Consider the following 25,540-nt stretch of genomic DNA (forward strand, 5'->3'; position numbering starts at 1 on the left):
CATGAGGAGTGGGCAGGCCGGGCGTCTTTCGTCGAGGCTGCCCGGCCTGCTCGGCGGCAGACCGGCCAACCGGCTGACCGAACTGGGCAATCGACCGACTGACCGGCTGCCGGCCGGTACAACTGATGGGTATGGGGAGACTGTTCATGTACGACTACGACCTGCTGGTCGTGGGATCGGCCAACGCCGACCTGGTCACCGTGGTCGAGCGGCGGCCCGCCGCCGGTGAGACGGTGCTCGGTTCCGACCTGGTCGTCCACCCGGGCGGCAAGGGCGCCAACCAGGCAGTCGCCGCAGCCCGGTTGGGGGCCCGTACGGCGTTGCTGGCCCGGGTCGGCAACGACGGCCACGGCCGCCTGCTGCTCGACTCGATGCGGGACGCCGGCGTCGACACAGTGGGCGTCCTGGTGGGCGGGGCGCCGACAGGGGTCGCGCTGATCACGGTGGACCCGTCCGGCGACAACAGCATCGTGGTGTCGCCGGGCGCCAACGGGCGGCTGTCGCCCGAGGACATCCGGGCCGCGGGGAGTCTGTTCCAGGCGGCGCGGGTGGTGTCGGCGCAGCTGGAGATTCCGCTGGAGTCGGTCGTGGAGGTCGTACGGAACCTGTCTCCCGAGGGCCGGTTCGTCCTGAACCCGTCTCCTCCTCGCCCGTTGCCGCGTGAAGTCCTGGCCGCCTGCGACCCGTTGATCGTGAACGAGCACGAGGCCCGGGTGATCGCCGGTGCGGACGCCGAGTTGGGCGACTCGCCGGAGGACTGGGCGAAGACGCTGCTCGCGCTCGGGCCGCGCTCGGTCGTCATCACCCTGGGCGCGGAAGGCGCGTTGGTCGCCGTACGGGCCGGGGAGCGGGTACGGGTGCCGTCGGTGCCGGTGGAGGCCGTGGACACCACGGGGGCGGGCGACGCGTTCACCGCCGCGCTGGCGTGGCGGCTGGGCGCGGGCGAGTCGTTGGCGAAGGCTGCGGCGTACGCGGCCCGGGTGGGCGCGGCTGCCGTGACGCGGGCCGGGGCTCAGGATTCGTTCCCCACCGCCGAGGAGGTCGAGGCGCTGTGCCGTGCTCTCCCGGGGGACACCCCCCGGACCCCCGGCCGGAAAAGCAGCCCGGGACAGTCGACCGGCGAGGCCGCGCGAGGTGAGTCCCAGTGAAGCGGGGCGGAATCCTGAACCGTCATCTCGCGGGCGCGCTCGCCGAGTTGGGCCACGGTGACGGGGTACTGGTGTGCGACGCCGGTATGCCGATCCCGGCCGGGCCGCGCGTCGTCGACCTGGCCTTCCGGGCCGGGGTGCCGTCCTTCGCGGAGGTCCTCGACGGGTTGTTGACCGAGCTGGTGGTGGAGGGGGCGACAGCGGCGACGGAGGTCCGGGAGGCGAATCCGGGGGCTGCGAAGCTGCTGGACGGGCACTTTCCCGACGCTGCCCTCATCCTCGTCCCGCACGAGCGGCTCAAGGAGCTGTCGGCGGGGGCGCGGCTGGTCGTACGGACGGGCGAGGCTCGGCCGTACGCGAACGTGCTGCTGCGGTGCGGGGTTTTCTTCTGAGTCGGGTCGGCCCCCTTGATGTTCAGTTGATCGCGCGGGTGAACGTCATATGCGTGACCCCGGTGGGCGAGGACGTGGCCTCGACCGTGTAGCCCTTCTCGACGCCCTCCAGGCCGTCCCAGAGGCGTACGCCCCGGCCCAGCAGCACGGGGACGACCACGACGTGCAGGTGGTCGATGAGTCCGGCGGCGAGGAAGTCTCGTACGACGGCAGGCCCGCCGCCGATGCGTACGTCCTGGTCGCCCGCCGCTTTGCGGGCTGCTTCGAGTGCCTCGGCGGGCGACGTGTCGAGGAAGTGGAAGGTCGTGCCGCCCTCCATCTCGATCGGCGGGCGCGGGTGATGGGTGAGGACGAAGGTCGGTGTGTGGAAGGGCGGGTTGGGCCCCCACCATCCCTTCCACTCCGGGTCCTCGTGCCAGCCGGGCGGGCCGAACTTGCCGGCGCCCATGATCTCGGCACCGATCCCCGGTGCGAACTGCTGCGCGAAGGCGTCGTCGATGCCGCCGGTCCCACCGGATCGGCCGGTCATCTCGTGCCAGAACCGGGTGGTGAACATCCACTCGTGCAGCACATGGCCGGCGTGGCCGAACGGCGCGTCGAGGCTCAGCCCCTCACCGGTGCCGAAGCCGTCGAGCGAGATGGAAAAGTTGTGGACGCGGGCGACTGACATGGTCGGCGACTCCGTTACTGCGGCTGGTCGGGTCCTGCTGCCGGTCGAATCCGGTTGCAGGTCGAGCTTCGCCAATTCTTCCCAGCACCTCAAGGACGCCGGAGGCGGTGTCGCCCGCCGGTCGAGTTCAGCATCGAGGGGGCCCGGTCCGTCGACCGGGCCCCCTCGGCTTCCCCTCCGTATCGAAACCCCCGCGATCCCCCCGGATCCCCCTCCAGAAGCCCCGATGACAAGTACGACTGGCTATACGGGGGGAGGGTTGTACGGGGGGCCAAGATTTTTTCGGCTGCCGTGCGAGGGACACCCCGTCTCGGGCCGTAAGACAGGTGGAATGTCTCGCTCGGGGTGTACGGGGGCCTTTTTGGGATGCCAGGAATCTCTTCCACACCAGAACCACGTCTCGGCTCGCCCGCCTTGAGTGGTCGGTCGCTCTCGTCGTTTCCTCCGTCGCCGCTCTGACGCATCTTTCCGAGATCCGCTGGTGGCTTTTCGTCTCCCTGTTTCTCGTCATCGATGTCATCGGGTACATCCCGGGCGCCATCGCCTATCGGGGAAGCCCTGACGGACGTATCGGGCGGAGGTATTACGTCGCCTACAATCTCATGCACTCACTCGTCACCTGGGCCGTGTTCGCGGGAGTGTGGAGTTGGCTGGTCGGTGCGGAATGGGCGTTGCTCGCTCTGCCCATTCATCTGCTGGGCGACCGGGCCCTTTTCGGGAACTCCCTCAAGCCCTTCGGTGTGCCCTTCGAGCCGTCCATCCACCCGGACTTCGCGACATTCCAGCACGCTTACGACGGGAAGGTTCGCGATGCCGTCCGCGTTTGATCTGGTGTCGGCGCACGCCGACAATCCCAGCGCTTTTCTCGCCCTCAACAGAGGGAACGAGTTCTTCCTCGACGAGCGTCACGACGGCGTCTGCGCCTTCCGGCCGGCGGGGCGTCATCTCCTCCAGCTCGGCGGTCCCTTCGCCGCCCCTGGCGACCGTGCCGGGCTGCTGGACGCGTTCCTCGACCGGGCCGCGGCCGGGCGGCGGCGCGTCATCGCCGTACAACTGCAGGCCGATGACGCCCGGTTGTACGCGTCTCACGGTTTCACCGTGAACCAGATGGGGGCTTCGTACGCCGTCGATCTGGAGCGGTTCACCCTGCGCGGGTCGCCGTTCGTGCGGCTGCGCAACAAGATCTCGCGGGCCCGGCGGGCGGGCGTGGAGGTCGCCGAGGTCGGCCCCTCGGACACCTCGGGCGAGCTCGACCTCCTCGATCGTGAATGGCTGCGCGGGAAAGGGAAGGGAACGAAAGGGAAGGGAACGAAAGAGCTTCGGTTTCTCGTCGGGGAGCGGGACGGGCCCGAGCAGAAACAGCAGCGAGTATTCACCGGTACCGTCGACGGGCGCATCGTGGGGTACATCTGCTACTCCCCCGCTTTCGGCAGCCGTCCGGGCTGGCTGCACGATCTCAGCCGGCGCCGCACCGACGCCCCGCCCGGCACCATGGAACTCCTCAACTCGACCGCGATCGAGCGGATGACCGGTGAAGGTGGGAGTCAATGGCTGCATTTTGGCTTCACCCCCTTCGTCGGGCTTGATCCGGCCCTTGAAGTGGCGGGCTTCAGTGGAACGGTGGCGCGTGTCGTGCGGTTTCTCGGGGAGCACGGTGAGCGCGTCTATCCCGCCGCCGCGCAGCTCGACTACAAGGAGAAATGGGCTCCGCATGTCGTGCTGCCCGAATACATCGCCTTCCAGGAGCGAGTACGACCGGGTGCGTTGTGGCGGCTCGGGCGGGAGACCAACGCCTTCTGATCATCCCGGTATCCGATGACCCCGGTACGCAACAGAAGAGGAGTAATTCATGCGTGAGGTAATCGTCCAGGTGGTCGCCGAGGAGCGCACGGCCCGGCAGGCGTACGAGCTGATCTGCGACTTTCGCCGCTACCCCGAGCTGACCGACACGGTGAACGAGGTCGTGGTGCATCCGCCGGAGGCCGACGGGTCGCTCCGGTCGGACTGGAGTGTCGTCTTCCGCAACGGGCTGATGCGGTGGAGCGAGCTCGACCGGTTCGTCCCGGAGACGCTGACCGTCGAGTTCGAGCAGATCCAGGGCGACTTCGAGATCTTCCACGGGTCCTGGGCGTGCGAGGAGCGGGATGCCGAGGACATAGGGGCCACCGGGACCACGGCGGTCACGGTGGTCACCTTCCGGTCCGATTTCGACCTCGGTATCCCCTCCCTCGCCGAGATCCTCGACCCGGTCGCCGAGAGCACCCTGCGGGACAACATCCTGCGCATCCTCGAAGGGCTCATGGGCCGGGTGACCCCCATGAGCCCCGTGGACCTCACCGTCTCCCGGCATGGCTGACCCCCTGTCGTCCCTGGCGACGCGGCCCGGTGTCGCCCAATGCCTCGACATGTACGCCAAGTTGGCGGCCGGAGTGTGCGTCGTGACCACCCGGGGTGCCGCCGGGCGGCCGGTCGGTGCCACGGTCTCCTCGGCGGCGGCCGTCTCCGCGTCCCCGGCCCTGATGTCGCTCTGCCTGGCCAACGCCTCCCGCACCCTCGCTGCCCTCCGCGATCACGGCTCCTTCGCCCTCCACGTCCTCGACGAGCGGCACCGCCCCTGGGCCGAGCGCTGCGCCGACCCGCTCGCCACCGCCGCCGACCGCTTCGGCGAGGAACAGGCGGAGTACGTCCATGACGTGCCCGTCCGCACCGACGCCCTCGCCTGGTCCGTGTGCGCGGTGACGGACGTACGGGCTTACGGCGACCACCACTTGGTCGTCGGTGAGGTCCTCGCCGCCCACACCGGCACCGGGCATCCGCTGCTCTGGTACGACCGCGCCTTCCACGGCCGGGGAGGCGGGACGCGGCATGGGTGAGCGGCGGTCCCACGGTGGCATGGAAGCACCTGCGGCCCTGGCGCCGCCGTGGCGGGGCGGGCGGCCCGAGGATCATCAACTCCCTTCTGTACGAGGCCTGGTGAGCGCCGATTTCACCGTCGTCGGCGCCGGTCTGGCCGGCCTCTCCACCGCCTACCACCTGCTGCGGTACGCACCCGGCGCCGATGTCGTCGTCGTGGACGCGGGCCACCCCGCCGCTGGTGCCAGCGGCCACGGCACCGGACTCCTCGGGCCCCGGGCGGGTCCGCCCGTCGACCGCGCGATCCGCCGCCACGGCCCGGACACGGCCCGTCGTATGCACCGGGCCAGCGAGGACGCGGTGGCCGGCGCCCTGGAGTTGTGCCGCGCCCTGGACGTGCCCGTGCGCACCGGCGAGCAACTGGTCGCGGCCCGCTCACCGGAGGGGCTGGCCCGGCTGTCGGGACAGTCGGCGGCCTACCGCGCCCTCGGCCTGGACGTACCGCCCCTGTCGGCGGCCGGGGTGCGCGAGCGCATCGACGTGCCCTGTCAGGCGGGGCTGCTCCACCGGCAGGCGGCCACCCTGGACCCCCTCCACCTCACCGCCGCCCTCGCCCGGGCCTGTGCGGCCAACGGAGCCCGTCTGTACGGGCGTTCACCTGTCCTTGACCACCGGGCCACCGGCACCGGCGGCACCCGGCTGCTCTTCCCACGCGGTGAACTCCGTACGAGCGCCGGGGTGTTCGCGGTCAACGGCGGGGCCGGTGTCCTCGGCCTTCCCGTGGGCACGGTGGCCCCGCTGGAGGTGCATGCCATCGCCACCGAGCCGTTGAAGCCGACGGCGCGCGAGGCGCTCGGGGAGGCGTCGGGGGCCTCGCTGGTGGACGCGTCGCGGCTGGCGCCGTACTTCCGGCTGACGCCGGACGGGCGCCTGGTGCTGGGCGGTGGCCGGGCCTCGCTGCCGGGCCCACCAGGAACTGCCGGGGCCCGGCAGGACGACAGGGCCCGCCTGGCGACCTGGCGGTGGCTGACGGAGCGGATGCGGGCCCTGCACCCGCTCCTCGCCGACGCCGCCGTCACGCACCACTGGACCGGCCGTATCGGGGTGACCCTCGACGACCTGCCCGTCGTGGGCCCGCTGGCCGGTTCCCCGGGGATGTGGTTCATCGGGGGGTGCTGCGGTCACGGGCTGGCCCTGTCCATCGCCCACGGGGCTTATGTGGCGCGGCAGTTGGTGGAGGGCAGGGTGGACGGGGTGGACGGGAGTCCGGCGGCGCTGCCCTGGCACCGGTCGGCCGGGCCGCGGTTGCCGCTCGGCGGGACGGGGCGGTGGTTGCTGCGCCGCCATCTCGACCGGCTGGACCGCGAGGTACGAAGCACGAAGCACGGCGTGAGCGACTGACGCGGACACTCGCTCTCAAGTCCGCTCAAATCCACGCGAGGGACACCGGAGCGGGAGATCGTAAGACCTGGTGGAGACCGAGAAAGAGGGGAAGCCCATGCCCGGCACCAAGAGCACCGGCACGAAGACCAGAGGTCCCTACCGTCTGTTGCAGGAGAACTTCCGGCGCCCGGCGGGTGCGCCGGGCGCCCTGGTCGGGCATCTGATGACCGTGCAGCATCGAGGGCTCACCCGGTGGTCGGCGGAGCATCTGGACGTCCGCCGTACCCATCAGGTGCTCGACCTCGGCTGTGGCAGCGGGATGGCCGTGGAACTGCTCGCCCGGCAGGCCGGGTTGGGTTTCGTCGCGGGGCTCGACCACTCGCCCACCATGGTCCGCCAGGCCGTGCGACGCAACGCCGGCGCCATCGGGCGGGGCCAGGTCGCGATCCGGCAGGGTGATGTCGGGCAACTGCCTTACGAGGACGAGGCGTTCGACCGGATCAGCGCCATCGAGACCTTCTACTTCTGGCCGGACCCGCTGCGCGGGCTCGCCGAGGCGTACCGAGTCCTGAAGCCTGGCGGGCAGTTGGCCGTCACCCTGGAGATGAGCCGGGAGGCGTCGTCCGTACCGACGCTCACCCAGTTGCTCTTCGGGCGGCGCTTCAGCAAGCGGTCCGAGCGGGACGGGCTACGCATCCTGTCCGGCGCCGAACTCGTGGCGATGCTCGACGTCGCCGGTTTCAAGGACACCCGTTTCGTCGCCGAGCCCCGCCGTTCCCTCGGCTGGGTCTGCGCCCTCGGCAGCAAATGAGCAGCCCGGCGGACACGCGAGCCGCTCCCGAGGTGGCCGGACTACCGGTCCTCGGTAGTGTGTTGGACTTCCGGCGGGACATCCTCGCCGCGATGCGCGTCGGCTGGCGGGAGGGCGGCGACCTCGTCCGATACCGGCTCGGCCCGGTGTCCGTGCACGGTGTGTCCAGCCCGGAACTGGCCGGCGAGGTGCTGACCGACAGTGCCGTCTACGGCAAACTCGGGCCCGACAACCCACTGCGCCTGGTGCTCGGCGAGGGGCTGCTGACCGGCGACGACCACGAGAGCTGGCGGACCAACCGGCGCATGATGCAGCCGATCTACAGCAAGCAGGCCCTCGCCTCGATGTTCCGGACGATGGCCGCCTCGGTCGAGGACCAGCTGACCCACATGGCGGCCACCTACCGCACCGGTGACGCCGTCGATCTGCACACCGAGCTGATGCGGGTGACGCTGGACATCGTCAGCCGGTGCATGTTCAGCACCGACATCACCGAGGGTCTCGGCGAACTCGGCCCGGACGCGGTGGAGGTGGCGATCAACTTCGCCTTCGACCGCCTCCAGAACCCCTTCAGCCCGCCCACCCACTGGCCGACCCCGCGCAACCGGCGTTTCCGTGAGGTCATGGACGGCATCGACGCCCTGATCTTCCGCATCATCCGCGAACGCCGGGCCGAGGCAGAGGAAGCGGCAGCGGCGGAACTCCCGTATGTCCGGCGCGGTGATCTGCTGGACATGCTGCTCGACGCCCGGGACGAGGACACCGGTGTGGGCATGCACGACCGTCAGTTGCGCGACGAGGTGATCACCACCTTCGCCGCCGGGCACGAGACGACCGCGGTCACCCTCAGCTGGACCTTCTACCTGCTCTCCCGCCACCGTGACGTCCTGGCGGCGGTGCAGCGCGAGGTCGACGACGCTCTCGGCGGACGCCTGCCCACCGTCGACGACCTGCGCGCGATGCCGTACACGCTCCAGGTCTTCGAGGAGTCGCTGCGGATGTACCCGTCGGCGCCGATCGTGCCCCGACTGAGCCTGAAGGACACCGAGTTGGGCGGCCACCGGGTACCGGCGGGCTCCCGTGTCCTGGTCAACCTGCACAACATCCACCGCCATCCGGCGCACTGGCCCGACGCGGAACGCTTCGACCCCGGCCGCTTCCGCAGCGGGGAGGGCGGGACGCCAGGGAAACGGCACCGGTTCGCCTACCTGCCCTTCGGCGCGGGGCCGCATCTCTGCGTCGGCAAGCACTTCGCGCTCATGGAGGCGCATCTCCTGCTCGCCGCGCTGCTGCAACGCTACGAGTTCCGGCACGTCCCGTCCCACCGGGTCGTCGACCACGCCACGATCACCCTGCGGCCCCGCCACGGGATGGTGATGACCCTCCACGACCGTCGCCCACGCCGCTGAACCGGCACCACCCGCCCGCTGAACTCCCGCCCACCACAACGGATTTGGAGCCACTGATGGTGACGCGCCAGGACGATCCACACACCCTGCCGCTCAACACGGTCCAGTACGACCCGGCCCGGCCGCAGGGCCACTACGAGAGCTTCTACCAGCGCGGGAACCATCCGACGGAGCCGCGCGCCTTCTGGGTCCGCTACACCGTCTTCAGCCCGGCCGGGATGCCGGAGGCGGCCATCGGTGAGCTGTGGGCGGTGTACTTCGACGGGGTGACGGGCCGGCACGTGGTCGCCAAGGAGGAGTATCCGATCGCCGAGTGCGACTTCCCGCGCGGGGCGTTCGGCGCGCGGGTCGGCGACCGGGTCCTGGAACCGGGCCGCCTCAAGGGCGAGGCGACGGGCCCGAACGGCGCCATCGGCTGGGACCTGACGTACGAGGGCACCGAACCGCCGCTGTTCCTGCTGCCGCCGAAGATGTACGCCGGCGGCTTCCCCAAGGCCAAGAGCCTGGTCGGGATGCCGCTGGCGCGGTTCGACGCCTCCCTCACGGTCGACAGCGAGACGGTCGACGTGGACGGCTGGACAGGCAGCCAGAACCACAACTGGGGCAGCCGGCACACCGATTACTACGCCTTCGGTCAGGTCGCCGGGTTCGACGACGCGCCCGACAGCTTCCTGGAGATCGTCACCGCCCGCGCGAAGGTCGGCCCGGTCCGGACACCGATGGCGACCTTCCTCGTCCTGCGCCACGACAACCGCGAGTATCAACTCGTGTCGATGCGCAGGGCGTTGACTGCGAAGGCCCAATTCGGCTACTTCCACTGGGACTTCAGCACGGGCGACGACACCGTGACCGTCAACGGGCGGTTCCTGGCGAAGCGGGAGCAGTTCGTCGGGCTCAACTACTACAACCCGCCCGGCGGCATCAAGCACTGCCTCAACACCAAGATCACCAGCTGTGAGCTGGAGGTCCACAACAAGGTCACCGGCAGGGTCGACCTGCTGCACACCGAGCACCGCGCCCTGATGGAGATCCTCACCGACGACCGCTCGCACGGCATCGAGATCCGCGCGTGAGGACACCCGGCCGCACCGGTGAACGCCGAGCCGTCCGTACCCGGTCCTCCACCGGGTACGGACGGCTCTCGGCCGTGTCGTTACGCCGCGTGCTCCACGAACCGCGCCGCGGTCTCCGCGAGCACCTCGCGCCCGTCCCGGGCCCACAGCGCGTCGTTGAACAGTTCGACCTCGATGGGACCGGTGTAGCCGGCCGCCTCGACGTACGTCCGCCACTCCCGCATGTCGATCGAGCCGTCGCCGATCTGACCGCGGCCGTTGAGGACGCCCTCCGGCAACGGGGTGGTCCAGTCGGCTAGTTGGAAGCTGTGGATACGGCCACCGGCGCCGGCGCGGGCGATCTGCGCGGGCGCGTCGTCGTCCCACCAGATGTGGTACGTGTCCACCGTGACGCCGACCTGGTGGGCAGGGAAGCGTTCCGCGAGGTCGAGGGCCTGGGTGAGCGTCGAGACCACGCAACGGTCGGCGGCGTACATGGGGTGGAGCGGCTCGATGGCCAGCCGTACGCCGTGCTTCTCGGCGTACGGGCCCAGCTCGGTGAGCGCGTCGGCGATGCGTTCCCGGGCGCCGTACAGGTCCTTCGAGCCGGCCGGCAGGCCGCCCGACACCAGGACCAGGGTGTCCGTGCCGAGCGTGGCCGCCTCGTCGATAGCCCTGCGGTTGTCGGCGAGGGCCTCCGCTCGTTCCGCCGGGTCGATCGCGGTGAAGAAGCCGCCCCGGCAGAGGGTGGTCACGGCGAGGCCCGCGTCGCGGAGCAGCTTCGCCGTGGCCTCGACGCCGTACTCCTGGACCGGTGCGCGCCACAGGCCCACCCCGGGGACGCCCAACTCCAGGCAGGCGTCGGCCAGTTCGGGCAGTGACAGTTGCTTCACCGTCATCTGGTTGATGCTGAAGCGCGAGAGATCCGCGGTACCCCTGCTCACTGGGCTCACTTGGCTCACTGGGCCACTCCGTACAGGGACAGCAGGTTCTTCATACGCTCCTCCGCCAGCTTCGGGTCCGGGAACAGGCCCAGTCCGTCGGCGAGTCGGTAGGCGCGCGCGAAGTGCGGGAGGGAGCGGGCCGACTGCAGCCCGCCGACCATGGTGAAGTGCGACTGGTGACCGGCCAGCCAGGCCAGGAACACCACGCCCGTCTTGTAGAAGCGGGTGGGCGTCTGGAAGAGATGGCGGGACAACTCGACCGTGGGGTCGAGCAGTTCACGGAAGCCCGCCGTGTCCCCGGTGTCGAGGACGTGTACCGCCTGCGCCGCCAACGGGCCCAGCGGGTCGAAGATGCCGAGGAGGGCGTGGCTGAAGCCCTGCTCGTCGCCCGCGATCAGTTCGGGGTAGTTGAAGTCGTCGCCCGTGTAGCAGCGCACGCCCTGCGGGAGGCGGCGGCGGATGTCGATCTCGCGCTGGGCGTCGAGGAGGGACACCTTGATGCCGTCGACCTTGTCGGGGTGGGCGGCGATGACGTCCAGGAAGGTCTCGGTCGCCGCGTCGAGGTCGCTCGACCCCCAGTAGCCCTCGAGCGCCGGGTCGAACATCGGGCCCAGCCAGTGCAGGACCACCGGCTCGGCGGACTGGCGCAGCAGATGGCCGTAGATGTCGAGGTAGTCCTCGGGGCCCTTGGCCGCCGCCGCCAGGGCGCGGGACGCCATCAGGATCGTCCGGGCGCCCGCCTCCTCGACGAGGGCGAGCTGCTCCTCGTACGCCTTGCGGATGTCCGCCAGGGAGGCGCCGGGGGTGGTCAGTTGGTCGGTGCCGACGCCGCAGGCGATGAGACCGCCGACCGACCTGGCCTCGGCGGCCGACCGGCGGATCAGCTCCGCCGCGCCCGCCCAGTCGAGGCCCATGCCGCGCTGGGCGGTGTCCATGGCCTCCGCGACGCCGAGGCCGTGGGACCACAGATGGCGGCGGAAGGCGAGGGTCGCGTCCCAGTCGACGGCGGCCGGGGAGTCCGGGGACACGTCCGCGTACGGGTCGGCGACGACGTGGGCCGCCGAGTAGACCGTACGGGAGGTGAAGGGGGTGCCGGCGGTGAGGGCGAGCGGGGTGGCACGCGGCTCGTACGCCCGCAACACCCCCGTAGCGTCCGGGAGTTGGATGGTCACAGCGAGATCTCCGGAACGTCGAGGCGGACGCCCTCCGCCGAGGACTTCAGGCCCAGTTCGGCGAGCTGGACGCCGCGGGCGCCGGCCAGCAGGTCCCACTGGTAGGGCGCGTCGGCGTAGACGTGCTTGAGGAACAGCTCCCACTGGGCCTTGAAGCCGTTGTCGAACTCGGCGTTGTCCGGGATCTCCTGCCACTGGTCGCGGAAGGAGTAGGTCGCCGGGATGTCCGGGTTCCAGACCGGCTTGGGAGTCGAACTACGGTGCTGGACACGGCAGTTGCGCAGACCGGCGACGGCGGACCCTTCCGTCCCGTCGACCTGGAACTCCACCAGCTCGTCGCGGTTGACGCGCACGGTCCAGGAGGAGTTGATCTGGGCGATGGCGCCGCCCTCGAGTTCGAAGATGCCGTAGGCGGCGTCGTCGGCCGTGGCGTCGTACGGCTTGTCGTTCTCGTCCCAGCGCTGCGGGATGTGGGTGGCGGTGAGTGCCTGGACGGACTTCACCCGGCCGAACAGCTCGTGCAGCACGTACTCCCAGTGCGGGAACATGTCGACAACGATGCCACCGCCGTCCTCGGAGCGGTAGTTCCAGCTCGGGCGCTGGGCGCTCTGCCAGTCGCCCTCGAAGACCCAGTAGCCGAACTCGCCCCGGATGGAGAGGATGCGGCCGAAGAAGCCGCCGTCGATCAGGCGCTTGAGCTTCAGCAGGCCCGGGAGGAACAGCTTGTCCTGGACGACGCCGTGGCGCACACCGGCCGCGTTCGCCAGCCGGGCCAGCTCCAGGGCGCCGTCGAGACCGGTGGCGGTGGGCTTCTCCGTGTAGATGTGCTTGCCCGCAGCGATCGCCTTCCTGATCGACTCCTCGCGCGCGGAGGTGACCTGCGCGTCGAAGTAGATGTCGACGGTCGGGTCGGCGAGGACCTCGTCCACGTTCGTGGAGACGTTCTCCGGGTCCAGGCCGTGCTGCTCGGCGAGCGCCTTCAGCGCGTGCTCGCGACGGCCGACCAGGATCGGTTCCGGCCACAGCACGGTGCCGTCACCGAGGTCGAGACCGCCCTGCTCGCGCAGGGCGAGGATCGAGCGGACCAGGTGCTGGCGATAGCCCATGCGCCCGGTCACGCCGTTCATGGCGATACGCACCGTCTTGCGTGTCACGTCTTTCCCTTCGTAGGTGCCACAGGGGGCGGGGTACGCGGTGTACGCGCCGCGTACGCCCGGTGGAAGAGCAGCCCCCTGGCGGCCCTACTGGCAAGCGTTGCAGCAAGCGCTTTCTATCTAGGGAGAAGCTAGCCTCTGTGCAGCGGTCTGGACAAGAGCACAGAGGCGCCGAATTGTTCGAGGGGGCGAACGGCGAGGGCCAAAGGCCATAGGGTCTGCATCGGTATGGACCTGAAGACGCAAAATACGACAACTTACAGCGACGCGATAGACGACAAGTTGTTGGACGGCTTGTTGCCGGCCGGCAAGTCGCGCGACCGGAGGACAACGAGATGACGGTGACCCTGGCGGACGTGGCGGCCCGCGCGCAGGTCTCGCCCGCGACGGTGTCGCGCGTACTGAACGGGAACTATCCCGTGGCCGCATCCACCCGTGAGCGGGTGCTGCGTGCCGTGGACGACCTGGACTACGTGCTCAACGGCCCCGCGAGCGCGCTCGCCGCGGCCACGTCCGACCTGGTCGGGATTCTGGTCAACGACATCGCCGACCCCTTCTTCGGGATCATGGCGAGCGCGATCCAGTCGGAGGTCTCGGGCCCGGGCGGCCGTGCGGGCGGCGAACGGCTGGCGGTCGTGTGCAACACGGGCGGCTCTCCCGAGCGCGAGCTGACGTACCTCACCCTGCTGCAGCGGCAGCGCGCGGCTGCGGTCGTACTGACCGGCGGCGCGGTGGAGAACCCGCCGCACCTCGCGGCCGTCTCGGCGAAGCTGCGGCGACTCGCGGAAGCGGGGACGAGGGTGGTGCTGTGCGGGCGCCCGCCGGCGCCGGACACGTCGGCGATCGCACTGACCTTCGACAACCGCGGGGGCGGCCAGGAGCTGACCGAGCACCTGATCGGGCTCGGACACCGGCGGCTGGGGTACATCGCGGGGCCGGAGGAACGGACGACGACGCGGCACCGGCTGGAGGGGCACCGGGCGGCGCTGGCGGTCCACGGGATCGACGAGGACCCCCGGTGGACCGTCTACGGGCGGTACGACCGCCGGTCGGGGTACGAGGCCACGCTGGAGCTGCTGCGCCGGGACCCGTCACTGACGGCTGTCGTCGCCGCGAACGACTCCGTCGCGATCGGCGCGTGCGCGGCGCTGCGGGAGTCGGGGCGGCGGATCCCGGACGACGTGTCCGTGGCCGGGTTCGACGATCTGCCGTTCAGCGTGGACGCGTGGCCTTCGCTGACGACGGTGCGGTTGCCGCTGTCGGAGGCGGGGGCCCGGGCGGGGCGGATCGCGATGGGCCGCGAGGAGCCGCCGCCCGGGGGGATCGCAACGGTTCGGGGGGAGCTGATGGTTCGGGGGTCTTCGGGGGTGCCTCGGAAGTAGGGGGTGGGGGGTGGGGGGTGGGGGCGGTTTCTCGCCCCCACCCCCGCCCACACCTGCCCTGCCCCGCCCTCGGGGAGGCTCCGCTGCTGGATCCCCGCCGGAGTTGGGAGCAGCAGTAGTTGCCGGAGCCGCTCTCCGATAACGTACCGACCAGACGGTACGGCTGGGTGTGTCCCACGCGCCGTCGTGTGCTCGATGAACAGCAACGTTTCGTCCGCCACAGGTCGGAGAGCCCTTCATGACACAGCACACGGACCGCGACAGTCTGGCCTTCGCACGCCAGACCTGGAGAACTCTTGAGCCCTACCACGGGGCTGTCTACTTCTCGCCCGAAGCCGCAGGCCAGTACGCGGAGTTGGGCGTGGACGCCAGGACGGGGTACTTCGCGTCCCGCTCCGCCGCGCTCGGCGCCGCTCCGACGGATCTGGTCATCGCCACGTTCTACAACTTCAATCCCCAAGTGGTGCGCCGATCCATACCCGCGGCATGGGAAGCCGCTACGCCCCAGCAGTTCGCCGCCGCCCGGCTCACCGCGATCGATACCACGCTTCGCCGCATCCTCGGCACGGACGTCACCTCACCGGCCATGGCCCGCGCGGCGGAATTGGCCCGTACCGCGGCTGAAGCGACCGTGAGCCATCCACAAGGGCGGCCTCTCTTCGCCGCGCACGCCGCACTGCTGTGGCCGAGCGCACCCCACCTCGTCCTCTGGCACGCGCAGACTCTGCTGCGGGAGTTCCGTGGCGACGGTCACGTGGCAGCACTACTGACTGCCGGACTGAGCGGGCTGGAGTCTCTCGTCACGCACGCCGCCACAGGCGAGTTCGACGCAGCGGTACTGCGCGACTCAAGGGGATGGACGCCGGAGCAATGGGGACAGTCCGTGCAGAACCTGCGTGAGCGCGGATGGCTCCACGACGGACCCCACCTGACCTTGACCGAGGACGGTACGCGGCGCAGGGCGGAGATCGAGTACACCACCGACAAGCTGGCCGCTCTCCCCTACCTCACGCTCGGCCCTGCCGCCTGCGCCGAACTTCGTTCGCTGGTGAGACCGTTCAGCCTTGCGATTGCCGAGGAGCTCCTGCCGTGGGCAGTCGACCGCCTCAGCGACGAGAGCGCATGAGAGACATGAGGGAACTGGAGCCGCCTCCCTGACCCGACCCGCATGCGGTGCGCTCGGGTGTGGACGGACAGGTCGGCGCGTCACGCCCTTCGGCAGGGCAGCGCTTGTTTTTGGATCACTTGGCAGGCAACAGAGCAGCCGGAGTGACCAGACGTGCGCGTTCGTAGAGCTCCCGCGCCGCCGGGTTGCCCAGGTACGGACGGATCAGCTTGAATATGTTCCGCACTCGCTGATCCGCGCGCCCGGACTGGACCAATGGGTAGTCGCCCAGTGCGAGATTCCACGTAGTACAGGCGGCTTCCAGGTGGCCGACGGCGAGTTGGCGCTCAGCGAGGAGCCCACGGCGATGGACGCGCGTACGTCGGTAAACGACGTGCCGCAGTTTGTCAGCCTGCTGCAGTGCCTCCACGGCGCCCACCCTGCCGCCCAACTCGTACCGCACCTGGCTCGTGTGATACTTCAGCGCGGCGGGGTCGTACGAGCCGAAGATCTTTGCTCTGGATTCCGCTTTGTCCATGGTGACTTCGGCCTCCCGAAGGTACCTGAGAGCCTTGTTGCGTTCGCCGGTCTGAGCAGCGGCGTGCGCCTGCTGACCGGCCAGGAAAGCCCGCATGCGAGGACCGGCGTCAGGAGAGGCGGCTGCAGCGGCGTCGGCCAGGCGCATCGCCTCTTGTCCATGCCCCAGGTCCACGGCCTGGACGCTCATTCCCCGTAGCGTTGTGCAGTACGTCAGGTGATCCTCCGACGCTCCGGCCAGCTCCAACGCCTTGAGGTAGTACTGCTGGGCCACGCCGTGAACACCTTCATCCACAGCCATGTAACCGGTGAGATAGCAGAGGTCGGAAGCCGCCGCCATCATCGCCTTGCGCACATGGTCGGGAGCATCCGCCCGAAGGTAGGGGGCCACCGTGTTCACGAGAAACGCGGCAGCCATGGGGCGCGCATGGCGTCCACCGATCTGGTCATCGAGGTCGGACACTCGCTCGGTCATAGCGATGACCATGTCCACCTCGGACATTCCCACCCGCTGCGTCCGGCCCTTCAGTGCGGCATCCATCCGCCCGACGACGTCCGGCCAGTTGGGCACGGTCAGGGCGACGGAGAACAGGCCTGCTCCTATCACGCTGCGGCGGGAAGGGTCCATGTCTTCGAGCACGCGCGCAAGTGCGCTGTCGGCTGCAAGCGGGTCGGCAGGGCAAGGGCGGTGCCCCGGTGACCGTCGTCCAGCAGCTGCTGGACGACGGGTCGGCCGATGCCGCCGGTGGCGCCGAAGACGGTGACACGTATGAGGGGGTGGCTCCTTGCCGGTGCGGTGGGTCAGGGGGTGAGGGGGAGGACGGTGGGGGCCCAGCCGTCGGCGACGAACTTGTGGCCCCAGGCTTCGGATGTGGAGGGGTTGGTCTGGACGAAGGTGTCGTCCAGGAGTTCACCGCCTGCGCCGAACTCGATGTCGAAGCCGGTGGGCGAGCGCATGTAGAAGGAGATGAGGGTGTCGGACATGTGCCGCCCCAGCGTGACGGTGACGGGCAGCTCCCGGTCCTGGACCAGCTCCCAGGCGCGGCCGACGTCGTCCAGGTGGGTGGACTCGATCGCGATGTGCTGGACGCCCTTCATGCCGGGTACGCCGACGTAGCCCAGGCAGTGGGTGCGCGGGTTGCAACGGTAGAACTGCGGTCCCGAGACGCTGCCGTCCGGGGTGGTGGCCGTCCAGCCGCCGAAAAGTTCCAGGCCGAGCACCCTGGTGGCGAACTCCTCCAGTTCGGGAGTGATCTCGGGGACGACGAACACGACGTGCCCCACCCCGTCCGCCCCGGCCACGAAGGTGCCGGCCATCGGCTTGCCCGCCGGTAGCGGCCAGCGGGGTCAGGACGGGGGCGATGCCGGTGGCCGCGGGCAGGACCGCGCCATGATCCGACTCGCACGCCCCGGGCCCACCACCTCCTGACCAGCGCGCGGCGCGACGCCGGGGACTTGTGGGCCTCGCTTACGACGGCATCACGTTGGCCAGGCCCTCTGATACGCGCAGTCGCCACGCCGCGGGCTCTCCGCGGCTACCGCAGCGCGCGAACCTCTCCACGGTTCGCCGCGTCGACCTGAGACCGGAGTTTCCGGGCGTCCTCTTCCAGTTCGGCGTTGCGCAAGGCCGGCGCTTGGATCTGGTTGGCGTAGGTGGCAACTGTGTCCTGGAGTTCGCGGAGCTCGGCGGCCCTCTCCTTACGGAGGTCACATTCACGAAGTAATGGGCCGATTGTTGGTGAGTCCGCAGGAGAACGGCTCGCGGGCCCGGGAGTTTGACCGCATCAAGGTCGAGGCGGGTGTCCATGTCGAGGTTGACCTCCCCGTACGGACGCACGTGCGACCAGAACAGCGGGGTCAGGCCACGCCGATCGGCGGGCGTGAGGAGCTCGGCCCACTCCGGTTCGCCGAGGAAGTCCTGAAGCATCAGAGTGTTCACATAGACCTGGGCCATCTCGCACAGGTGCCGGGTGTCGCGCTGGTAGGGCGTGTCGTCGAGTTGGGCCCGCAAGGGCAGACATCTCAACTCGGCGGTGGGTTGCCGCCCTCGCCGGGCTCCTCGCTCCGCCAGGTGAAGCCGTCCAGCGAGCCGCGTGACGCTTCCTCGGTCTCCACCGGCGGATGCCGCCACCACGCGACCAGCGACACCCCCGAGGCCAGCACCCAGCCCACCAGGATCATCACGACCAGGCACCCCAGAACCAGCCCCGTCATCCCCAGGAACCCGAACTTCGCCAGCATCCAGGGGATCTGGTCCTCACCGCAGCCACAGGCCAGCCGGCCGTCCGCCAAAGAGGTCGTCATAGGGGCAGCGTGCCCGCGCGCCACACCGCGAGTACACACGTCGTGGAACCGTCGCCCGACAGTTACGGTTCCGGGATCCCGCGTCCGACCTGCGTACCGCCCCGAACCCGAGGACAATGGTCCCCGTCGGTCGGACATCGCCCACACACCGAAAGGTGGCGATCACCATGACTGAGCACCCGCACGCAACCCTCGTACGCAAAGGCTTCGACGTCTTCTCGCGAGGTGACATGGACACCATGCGCACCCTGCTGGCGGCGGACGCCACACATCACGTGCCCGGAAGCCATCCCCTCTCCGGGGACTTCAAGGGCCAGGACGCGATCATCGACATGTACCGTCGGCTCGGCGAGGAGACGGCCGGGACGATGCGCGTCGCGCTGATGAACGTCCTTGTCGACGGCCGGGGGCACGCGGTCGCCGTGCACCGTTTCACCGCCGAGCGCCAGGGACGGCGGATCGACGAGGTCGGCTGCATCGTCTTCCGGATCGTCGGGGACAAGATCACCGACCTCGACGAGTGCATCGAGGACATCGACCGCAGCAACGAGTTCTGGGGTTGAGGAGCCACACACCTTCGGACTCTCCGGACCGCCCGGCGACGGTTTTGCCGCCGGGCGGTCGGCCGTTCCGCCGTCAAGGGTCTTCAACTGTTGGGGATTTTGCTTAGTGATCCTTGTGGATGCTGCGTAGCAGAGCCCGTGTGGATCTGTGGGCAGTTCCGTCCCGCTTCCCGCGATGGTGTGACATTCATGCTGGTGGGTGCGGTCGGGGTCGTAGGTTCCTCGGTATGGAACTTCTTCGGTTGGCGGTGGCTGCGCGGCGGGTGGGTGTGCATCCGGGGACGCTGCGGCTGTGGGCGAACGAGGGCAGGGTTCCGGTGGTGTGGGTGGGGCGTGAACGGCGCTTCTCCATCGAGGCGTTGGATGCTCTGACCGGTTGTGTGGATGAGGCCGGGCGGCGTGAGGCTTTGTATGTGCGGGTGTCGGGCGCCAGTGGTCAGGAGTCGTCGCTGGCCGCGCAGGAAGCCGAACTGCGGGTTCGGCTTCGGGGGTGGTGGTCGTGGTCTTCAAGGACCGTGCTTCGGGGCTGCGGGAGTCACGGCCGGGGCTTGACCGGCTGTTGAAGCGGGCCGCGAAGGGGGAGTTCACCCATGTGCGGGTCACGCACGGCGACCGGCTGGCCCGCTTCGGTGCGGGCTGGCTGATTCAGGTGCTGGCCCATCACCGCGTCACGGTCGAGGTGTTGCATCCGAAGGGGACCGCCGGAGGGATGGAGGAGTTGCTGGACGATTTCATGTCGCTGGTGGCCACCTTCGCCGGCCGTATGTACGGGATGCGCTCGCGTGAGGCGCGCCGGAGGCTTCTGGCCGAAGCCGGGGGCCGCACGCAGCACCCTGTCCCCGGAGCCGGAGTTGCGGGTGAAGGGCATGGCTAGGTTGATGGCGACGGCGACGTGTACCGCCTTCTCGGGGGTGCTGGAGGCTACGGGTGAGCGGGTCGGGCAGCGGGTTCTGCTGGAACGGGTGGGTTTTCTGGCCGGGTTGAGCCGGGAGCTGACCGGTGCTCTGGTGGCCGCGCGGTGGGACGAGGCGTCTTTGGATGTGCTGGCTGCCGGGGTGGACGGGCGGGGTGAGGTGTTGCCGTCCAAGGGGTGGATGGCGCTGCGCCGTCTGGAGTGGCCGCAGGCTGTCATGCCCCCGGTGGGGGTGTATGTGTCGGACCGAGTGCGCCGGGGCGTGGAAGAGTACGCGGCCCGTACCCTGCGGCTGGCCCTGCACCGGCGCGGCATCGTGGCCGCGGTCCTGGCCGCCTGGCCCGCCGATCCCGGCCGGCGCACCGACGCGGAGTGGACGGCACTGCGGGTGGCACTGCCTGCCGGAGTGACGGAGGCGGAGATCCGCAACCGCACCCGGCAGGTGCGCGCCTACCTCGCCGAGCACGATTGCCTGCCCGCCGGGCTGTGTGCACTGGAGGGCCCACCACAGGTGGCTGGGCAGGTGCTCCTCGCTGCGATGGACCGTCAGCAGGTAACCCTGGTCCGGGTGGATGCGGCCACCGCCCGGCTGCGGGTCAGACTCCCCCTGCACGCCGCGCCCGCCACCGGCCGTGACTGGGTCTGGCACGTGATCGACATCCGCCTGCCCGCCACGATCACCCCGGACGCGGTGCTGCACACCCCGACCCTGCGCCCCACCCCGGCCGGGAGGATCGCCGTCGACCTGCCCCACTCCCGGCCCGCCCCGGCCACCAAACCGACCGGGCATACGCTGGCCCTGGGCTTCGACTGGGGCGTCAATACCCTGCTCACGGGCACTCTGGGCCGCCTGACCGGGAAAGGGCAGACCCGGCGGGTGGTCACCGACGGGCGGCCCCTGATCTTCGACGCCACCACCATCAGCGCCCGCCTGCACCGCCTTCGCGGCAACCGCGAGCACCTCGCCGCCAAACGCGACCACCACCGAGCCCTGGCCGACGGGCTCGGCTCCCCGCACCGGGCCTGGGCCGAACACCTCGACCGGGCCCGAGTCCTGGAAACCGAGCACGCGCGGGTGTGCGCGCGGATCCGGCACCTGAACGCCGCGCTGGCGTAGGCGGCGGCCCGCTGGGCCGTCGACCAGGCGACCGCACTCGGCGCGCCCGTCATCTACCTGGAAGACCTCGCCACCCTGGAGGCGCGTGGCCACCGGCGGGGCAACGCCCGGCTGTCCGGGCAGGTACGCGGCACCCTGGTCGAGGCGATGCGGCACCTGGCGGTGAAGGCGGGGATCGCGGTCGTCACCGTCCCGGCCCGGGGCACCTCCAAACTCTGCCCCGGCTGCCTGAACACCCTCACCCACCATCCCGCCCGCGACCGGCTGTCCGAACGCGGCTGGAAGTGGGCGCACTGCGCGGGCTGCGGCCTGTCCATGGACCGCGATCACACCGCCGCCCGCCGGATCGTCTCCCGCGGCCTCCTCGCCCAGACCTACACCACCACCGAACGCACCACAGGCACCCGGACCATCCGCACCACCGTGGACGGAACCGTGGCCCTGGTGCGCCGCCCGGCGAAGACCACCCGCCGCCTGCGCCGCCAACGCCACACCGAGCACGCCCCGCCCCGGCCGCGCGGGCCCAAGAGCACTCCCGGCAAGGGGCACCCCACCCCCACCAGGCCCACCCGCCCTCGCGGCCGGGGCATTCGGCGCGCCACCGAACAAACCCCGGGCCAGAAGACTTCCCGCCGTACGCCCGATGTGCGTACGGTCCCCGCCACCACCCCCACCGGGGTGGTCCAGCGTCCGGCGGGGCATGACACCCAGGCATCAGCAGCATTCAGGCCGGTGCCAGGTCATGGAGTACCCGCACCCCACCGGGCCGGAGAAGACCATCTCCCCTCCGGCCGGGTGCGGCTCTCACGCAGAACCTGTCGACGGCGCACCCGCGCCGCCGAGCGGACCGGCTTCCACCACCTGCACACCACCGAAGTCCACCCCCTCACCTCGAGGTTCGGACCACCGGACGGCAACCGCAGACGGCCACGCCGCGCCCGAAAAGCCTGGAAACCACAGGCACACACAGAGTTCTAGAGACGCTGGTCGTACCAGGCGAACGCCGCGATCCGCCAGCCCTCCGAGGTGCGGACGAACTGGATCGTCTTGGTGCCGCCTCCCTCGAACGGTTCACCGTCCAGGATCCCGGACTTGCGGTACTCGCAGAACCGCGACGCGATATCACCCGCGATCTCTGTCCGTTCGGAGGTCTCCCATTCGGAGAACTCGACCAGCCGGCCGTCGGTCAGCAGTCGCCGGCGGGGCTCGATGAACTCGTCCACCGTGTAGACCGTGAACTCCGGTCCGGTCTTGACGATCACTCCACCCGGGAGCATCAGCCGGCGGATCCGCGCCACATCGGCAGCCCGGCCGCCCCGGTTGTCGAAGGCCTCGAAGAACTCGGCGGTCATCACGTCTATCTGGGTCCTGGACATGGCGCGACGCTAACAGCGGAGGGGTGCTGGACTTCATCGGTCTCGGTTCACCTCACCTCAACTCACCTCAAATCACCGCGTATCGCCTTCCGGCTGCCGGGTCTTGAGGAACACATCACCCGGGCCCTACCCTCAAGGCAGCAATATCTCTGACTGAGTCAACTGTCCGCAGTCTCGGCCGAAGTCGAAGTCGAAGTCACCCACGAGGTGGTTCATGACCGTTCAGGACATCCGTTCCTTCAACCGCTTCTACACGAACGTCATCGGCGCCCTCGACTACAGCAGCCGCCTCTACGCCCCCTACACCCTCACCGAGGCCCGTGTCCTCTACGAGCTCGCGCACTCCCCCCGTACCGACGCCGTCGATCTCCGTGCCGAACTCACCCTGGACGCGGGGTACTTGAGCCGTATCCTCAACCGTTTCGAGCAGGACGAGCTGATCGAGCGGGCGCCCTCCGAGCGGGATCCCCGGCGGCGGCGTGTCACGCTCACCGTGCGCGGGCGTGAGACCGCCCGTCTGTTGAACGAGCGGTCCGCCGAGGCCATCGCCTCCCTGCTCGCCACCGTGCCGGCCGCCGACCGGCCCCGGCTCACGGAGGCGCTGCGCACGGTCCGTTCGCTCCTCTCCGGCGGCCGGCCCCCGCGCCGCGAGGACGTCGTGCTGCGCGAGCCCGACCCCGGTGACCTGGGCTGGATCGTGCAGCGCAACGCGGCGCTGTACGCGGCCGAGTACGGCTTCAACGCCGACTACGAGGGGCTGGTGGCCAGGATCGTCGCCGACTTCGCCGAGGACCACGACCCGCACCTGGAGCGGGTGTGGATCGCCGAGCTGGACGGGCGGCCCGTCGGGTGCGTGATGTGCGTACGGGACGAGGCGCCCGGGACGGCCCGGCTGCGGCTGCTGCTCGTCGAACCGGAGGCGCGCGGGCTCGGTGTCGGTGACCGGCTCGTCGCGGCAGTCGTCGGCTTCGCGCGCGAGGTCGGCTACCGCGAACTCCTCCTGTGGACCAACGACGTACTCACCGCCGCCCGCCGGATCTACCAGCGCCACGGCTTCGTCCTCGCCACCGAGAAGCCCCACCGCTCCTTCGGCAGGGATCTGGTCGGCCAGGACTGGCGGCTGGATCTCCACGCGGTGACGGAAACGATGGAAAGGATGGAAACGACTGAAAGGTGGAGTGACGGATAGGGTCCCCTGTATGAAACTGGCGTTCTCCACCCTCGGCGTGCCCGGTCTCCCCGTCTCCGATGTCCTGCGGCTCGCGACCGCCCACGGTTACCACGGCATCGAACTGCGCACGCACCCCGAAGAACCCGTCCACACCGGTCTCGGCCTCGCCGAGAGAGCCGATGTGGCCGCCGAGTTCAAGGCGTCCGGCGTCGAGATCCTCGGCCTCGCCGGGTACGTGCGTGTCGCGGCCCCCGGCGACGACGAACCCGTACTCGCGGAGCTTCGCGCGCTCCTCGAACTCGCCCGCGACCTGGGCGCCCCCTTCGTGCGCGTCTTCCCCGGCGGCGGCACCGACCAGAGCCCCGAGGAAGCGGACGCGACGGCGGCCCGGAGGCTCGGCAGGGCCGCCGAGTACGCGGGCGACTACGGCGTACGCATCCTCCTGGAGACCCACGACTCGCATCGCACCGGCGCCGACGCGATCCGTATCCTCGGCCCGGTCGGCCACCGTCGGGCGGGCGCGCTGTGGGACGTCATGCACACCTGGCTCGGCGGTGAGCAGCCGTCGGACAGCTTCGCGGCGCTCTCCCCGCACCTCGGATACGTGCAGGTCAAGGACATCGTCTCGGCCGAGGACACCACCCCGGTGGCACTGGGCGCCGGGGTCCTGCCGCTCGGCGAGTGCGTCGAGGTCCTCTCCCGGCACAGCTGGGACGGCTGGCTGTGCTGGGAGTACGAGAAGCGGTGGTACGAGGCCGCCGCACCCCTGGAGGGCCTGCTGGGCGCCGGCCGCGAACACCTCGCGCAGCTGCTCAACGAATCGGCCTAGTCCCTATCCGAGTACGTCCCTCAGCTCGCCGAACGCCTCGTGGAACCCGGGGAACGTCTTCCGTACGCACCCCGGGTCGTCGAAGGTGATCCCGGGGGTGCGCAGGCCGGTCACCGCGAAGGACATGACGATGCGGTGGTCGCCGTACGACTTGATGTCCGTGTCCTGCGCGGGAGCCGTACCGGGCGGGCAGGGGTGGATCTCGATCCAGTCGGGCCCGGTCTCCACCCGGACCCCGAGCCGTCGGAGGTTCTCCGCGCAGGCCTCCAGGCGGTCGCACTCCTTCACGCGGGTGTTGGCCACGTCCTCGATGCGGACGGGGCCGGAGGCGAAGGGGGCGAGTGCCGCCAGGGTGGGCATGGTGTCGGAGATGTCCCGCATGTTGACCGTCAGGCCCCGCAGTTCGCCGGTTCCGGTGACCGTCGTGCGGTCGTCGGCGATCTCCACCCGCGCACCCATCCGGCGCAGTACGGAGACGAAGCCCAGGTCGCCCTGGAGCGCGCCGGTGCCGAGGCCGGGGACCGTCACCTCGCCGCCGGTGAGAGCCGCCGCCGCGAAGAAGTAACTGGCCGTGGAGGCGTCGGGCTCGATGGCGTAGGTGGTGGCCCGGTAGCCGCCCGGCGGGACCACGAACACGTCGCCCTCCTTGCGCACCTCCGCGCCGAACGCCCGCATCATCGCGACGGTGATCTCCACGTAGGGCGCCGAGACGAGGTCGGTGACGTGGATGCGCAGGCCCTGGCGGGTCAGGGGGCCGAGGAGGAGCAGTGCGGTGAGGTACTGGGAGGACTGCCCGGCGTCCAGGGTGACCTCCCCGCCCTCCACGCCCGCCGCGACGACGGTCAGCGGGTGGTGTCCCTCCGCCTCCTCGTGCCGCAGGTCCACGCCCAGGTCGCGCAGGGCGCGGGTGAGGGGGGCGAGGGGGCGGCGGCGCATCTGGGGGGAGGCGTCGAAGCGGTAGGTGCCGTGGCCGGTGGCGGCGAGGGTCGGGAGGAAGCGGGCGGTGGTGGCGCCGTCGCGGCAGTGGACGTCGGCCTCGGTGGCCGCCGGGCCCTGCGGGCGGCCGTCGATCTGCCAGGCGCCGGGGGTCCGTCCGACCCGGTAGCCGAGGCGGACCAGTCCCTCGGCGAAGCCCTCCGAGTCGTCCGAGCGCAGGGGGCGTACGAGGGTGGTGACCCCGTCGGCTGCCGCGGCGAGGAAGAGGGCGCGCGCGGTGATGGACTTGGAACCGGGAATCTCTACGACGGCCATGGCC

The 25,540-nt window shown here is 70.2% G+C and carries 26 protein-coding genes and 1 pseudogene; 18 read left to right on the plus strand and 9 right to left on the minus strand.

Annotated features, from left to right (window positions below):
- Positions 1-146 precede the first annotated feature (146 nt).
- Positions 147-1,148, plus strand: coding sequence for a ribokinase (locus G3I56_RS02390; protein WP_164407235.1), 1,002 nt, complete (start codon positions 147-149; stop codon positions 1,146-1,148).
- Complete coding sequence (rbsD, locus tag G3I56_RS02395; RefSeq protein WP_164406840.1) at positions 1,145-1,540, plus strand: D-ribose pyranase; 396 nt, start codon at positions 1,145-1,147, stop codon at positions 1,538-1,540. Before G3I56_RS02390 ends, rbsD begins: the two co-directional genes overlap by 4 nt.
- A 22-nt stretch (positions 1,541-1,562) precedes the next feature.
- On the opposite strand, the gene G3I56_RS02400 is transcribed toward rbsD, so the two are convergent.
- On the minus strand, positions 1,563-2,210 hold the full coding sequence (locus G3I56_RS02400; RefSeq protein ID WP_164406841.1) for a dihydrofolate reductase family protein: 648 nt from the start codon (positions 2,208-2,210) through the stop codon (positions 1,563-1,565).
- Positions 2,211-2,536: 326 nt separating this feature from the next.
- Between G3I56_RS02400 and G3I56_RS43535 the strand changes: the two genes are divergently transcribed.
- From G3I56_RS43535 to G3I56_RS02440, 8 genes are all read left to right on the plus strand, one after another.
- Entirely contained in the window at positions 2,537-3,037 is a 501-nt protein-coding gene (locus tag G3I56_RS43535; protein ID WP_164406843.1) for a DUF4260 domain-containing protein, read from the plus strand.
- Positions 3,021-4,010 (plus strand): DUF2156 domain-containing protein, encoded by a 990-nt coding sequence (locus G3I56_RS02410; protein ID WP_164406844.1) that lies wholly within the window; start codon positions 3,021-3,023, stop codon positions 4,008-4,010. Before G3I56_RS43535 ends, G3I56_RS02410 begins: the two co-directional genes overlap by 17 nt.
- A 49-nt stretch (positions 4,011-4,059) precedes the next feature.
- Positions 4,060-4,566, plus strand: a complete 507-nt coding sequence (locus G3I56_RS02415; protein ID WP_164406845.1) for an SRPBCC family protein — start codon at positions 4,060-4,062, stop codon at positions 4,564-4,566.
- A complete protein-coding gene (locus tag G3I56_RS02420; protein ID WP_164406846.1) occupies positions 4,559-5,083 on the plus strand; it encodes a flavin reductase family protein in 525 nt (174 codons plus the stop codon). Before G3I56_RS02415 ends, G3I56_RS02420 begins: the two co-directional genes overlap by 8 nt.
- Before the next feature lie 100 nt (positions 5,084-5,183).
- Positions 5,184-6,464 carry an FAD-binding oxidoreductase gene (locus G3I56_RS02425; protein WP_343239838.1) on the plus strand — a complete coding sequence of 427 codons (1,281 nt, stop codon included), beginning with the start codon at positions 5,184-5,186 and terminating at the stop codon, positions 6,462-6,464.
- A 97-nt stretch (positions 6,465-6,561) separates the two neighbouring features.
- A complete protein-coding gene (locus G3I56_RS02430; protein WP_164406849.1) occupies positions 6,562-7,257 on the plus strand; it encodes a methyltransferase domain-containing protein in 696 nt (231 codons plus the stop codon).
- On the plus strand, positions 7,254-8,666 hold the full coding sequence (locus tag G3I56_RS02435; RefSeq protein ID WP_164406850.1) for a cytochrome P450: 1,413 nt from the start codon (positions 7,254-7,256) through the stop codon (positions 8,664-8,666). The genes G3I56_RS02430 and G3I56_RS02435 overlap by 4 nt, the downstream gene beginning before the upstream one ends.
- Before the next feature lie 56 nt (positions 8,667-8,722).
- Positions 8,723-9,739 carry a hypothetical protein gene (locus tag G3I56_RS02440; RefSeq protein WP_164406851.1) on the plus strand — a complete coding sequence of 339 codons (1,017 nt, stop codon included), beginning with the start codon at positions 8,723-8,725 and terminating at the stop codon, positions 9,737-9,739.
- 80 nt (positions 9,740-9,819) lie between these two features.
- On the opposite strand, the gene G3I56_RS02445 is transcribed toward G3I56_RS02440, so the two are convergent.
- From G3I56_RS02445 to G3I56_RS02455, 3 genes are read right to left on the minus strand one after another with little or no spacing between them, the layout of a single operon-like run.
- Positions 9,820-10,617 (minus strand): sugar phosphate isomerase/epimerase family protein, encoded by a 798-nt coding sequence (locus G3I56_RS02445; protein ID WP_164406852.1) that lies wholly within the window; start codon positions 10,615-10,617, stop codon positions 9,820-9,822.
- A gap of 59 nt (positions 10,618-10,676) precedes the next feature.
- The gene (locus tag G3I56_RS02450) at positions 10,677-11,834 is read right to left on the minus strand and encodes a dihydrodipicolinate synthase family protein (protein ID WP_164406853.1); all 1,158 of its coding nucleotides are present in this window, start codon (positions 11,832-11,834) and stop codon (positions 10,677-10,679) included.
- The gene (locus G3I56_RS02455) at positions 11,831-12,988 is read right to left on the minus strand and encodes a Gfo/Idh/MocA family oxidoreductase (RefSeq protein ID WP_164313070.1); all 1,158 of its coding nucleotides are present in this window, start codon (positions 12,986-12,988) and stop codon (positions 11,831-11,833) included. Before G3I56_RS02455 ends, G3I56_RS02450 begins: the two co-directional genes overlap by 4 nt.
- Positions 12,989-13,323: 335 nt before the next feature.
- Between G3I56_RS02455 and G3I56_RS02460 the strand changes: the two genes are divergently transcribed.
- Together G3I56_RS02460 and G3I56_RS02465 are read left to right on the plus strand one after the other, a co-directional pair.
- Positions 13,324-14,370 carry a LacI family DNA-binding transcriptional regulator gene (locus G3I56_RS02460; protein ID WP_164406854.1) on the plus strand — a complete coding sequence of 349 codons (1,047 nt, stop codon included), beginning with the start codon at positions 13,324-13,326 and terminating at the stop codon, positions 14,368-14,370.
- A 238-nt stretch (positions 14,371-14,608) separates the two neighbouring features.
- On the plus strand, positions 14,609-15,496 hold the full coding sequence (locus G3I56_RS02465) for a hypothetical protein (protein WP_164406855.1): 888 nt from the start codon (positions 14,609-14,611) through the stop codon (positions 15,494-15,496).
- Between the two features lie 115 nt (positions 15,497-15,611).
- On the opposite strand, the gene G3I56_RS02470 is transcribed toward G3I56_RS02465, so the two are convergent.
- From G3I56_RS02470 to G3I56_RS02490, 3 genes are all read right to left on the minus strand, one after another.
- Positions 15,612-16,640 (minus strand): transcriptional regulator, encoded by a 1,029-nt coding sequence (locus tag G3I56_RS02470; RefSeq protein ID WP_164407236.1) that lies wholly within the window; start codon positions 16,638-16,640, stop codon positions 15,612-15,614.
- A 173-nt stretch (positions 16,641-16,813) separates the two neighbouring features.
- A complete protein-coding gene (locus G3I56_RS02480; RefSeq protein WP_164406856.1) occupies positions 16,814-17,329 on the minus strand; it encodes a VOC family protein in 516 nt (171 codons plus the stop codon).
- Positions 17,330-18,034: 705 nt separating this feature from the next.
- On the minus strand, positions 18,035-18,316 hold the full coding sequence (locus G3I56_RS02490) for a hypothetical protein (RefSeq protein WP_164406858.1): 282 nt from the start codon (positions 18,314-18,316) through the stop codon (positions 18,035-18,037).
- A 167-nt stretch (positions 18,317-18,483) separates the two neighbouring features.
- Here G3I56_RS02490 and G3I56_RS02495 point away from each other — a divergent pair, with 167 nt between their 5' ends.
- The 4 genes and pseudogenes from G3I56_RS02495 (at position 18,484) to G3I56_RS02510 (ending at position 21,887) form a co-directional block, all read left to right on the plus strand.
- Entirely contained in the window at positions 18,484-18,879 is a 396-nt protein-coding gene (locus G3I56_RS02495) for a nuclear transport factor 2 family protein (protein ID WP_164406859.1), read from the plus strand.
- 481 nt (positions 18,880-19,360) lie between these two features.
- A pseudogene (locus G3I56_RS02500) lies at positions 19,361-19,753 on the plus strand (recombinase family protein); the annotation flags it as partial.
- Positions 19,746-20,909, plus strand: coding sequence for a hypothetical protein (locus G3I56_RS02505; protein WP_164406861.1), 1,164 nt, complete (start codon positions 19,746-19,748; stop codon positions 20,907-20,909). The pseudogene G3I56_RS02500 and the gene G3I56_RS02505, both read left to right, overlap by 8 nt.
- A 135-nt stretch (positions 20,910-21,044) precedes the next feature.
- On the plus strand, positions 21,045-21,887 hold the full coding sequence (locus G3I56_RS02510; RefSeq protein ID WP_343239854.1) for a zinc ribbon domain-containing protein: 843 nt from the start codon (positions 21,045-21,047) through the stop codon (positions 21,885-21,887).
- Here G3I56_RS02510 and G3I56_RS02515 read toward each other — a convergent pair.
- Positions 21,884-22,285 carry a nuclear transport factor 2 family protein gene (locus G3I56_RS02515; RefSeq protein ID WP_164406864.1) on the minus strand — a complete coding sequence of 134 codons (402 nt, stop codon included), beginning with the start codon at positions 22,283-22,285 and terminating at the stop codon, positions 21,884-21,886. The two genes, G3I56_RS02510 and G3I56_RS02515, sit on opposite strands and share 4 nt — an antisense overlap.
- A 214-nt stretch (positions 22,286-22,499) precedes the next feature.
- Here G3I56_RS02515 and G3I56_RS02520 point away from each other — a divergent pair, with 214 nt between their 5' ends.
- Together G3I56_RS02520 and G3I56_RS02525 are read left to right on the plus strand one after the other, a co-directional pair.
- Positions 22,500-23,474 carry a helix-turn-helix domain-containing GNAT family N-acetyltransferase gene (locus G3I56_RS02520; protein ID WP_164406865.1) on the plus strand — a complete coding sequence of 325 codons (975 nt, stop codon included), beginning with the start codon at positions 22,500-22,502 and terminating at the stop codon, positions 23,472-23,474.
- A 10-nt stretch (positions 23,475-23,484) separates the two neighbouring features.
- Positions 23,485-24,285, plus strand: a complete 801-nt coding sequence (locus G3I56_RS02525) for a sugar phosphate isomerase/epimerase family protein (RefSeq protein WP_164406866.1) — start codon at positions 23,485-23,487, stop codon at positions 24,283-24,285.
- Positions 24,286-24,288: 3 nt separating this feature from the next.
- On the opposite strand, the gene aroA is transcribed toward G3I56_RS02525, so the two are convergent.
- Positions 24,289-25,536, minus strand: a complete 1,248-nt coding sequence (aroA, locus tag G3I56_RS02530; RefSeq protein ID WP_164406867.1) for a 3-phosphoshikimate 1-carboxyvinyltransferase — start codon at positions 25,534-25,536, stop codon at positions 24,289-24,291.
- Positions 25,537-25,540: the final 4 nt, after the last annotated feature.

The sequence above is a fragment of the Streptomyces sp. SID12488 genome, from assembly GCF_010548275.1.
Lineage (GTDB): Bacteria > Actinomycetota > Actinomycetes > Streptomycetales > Streptomycetaceae > Streptomyces.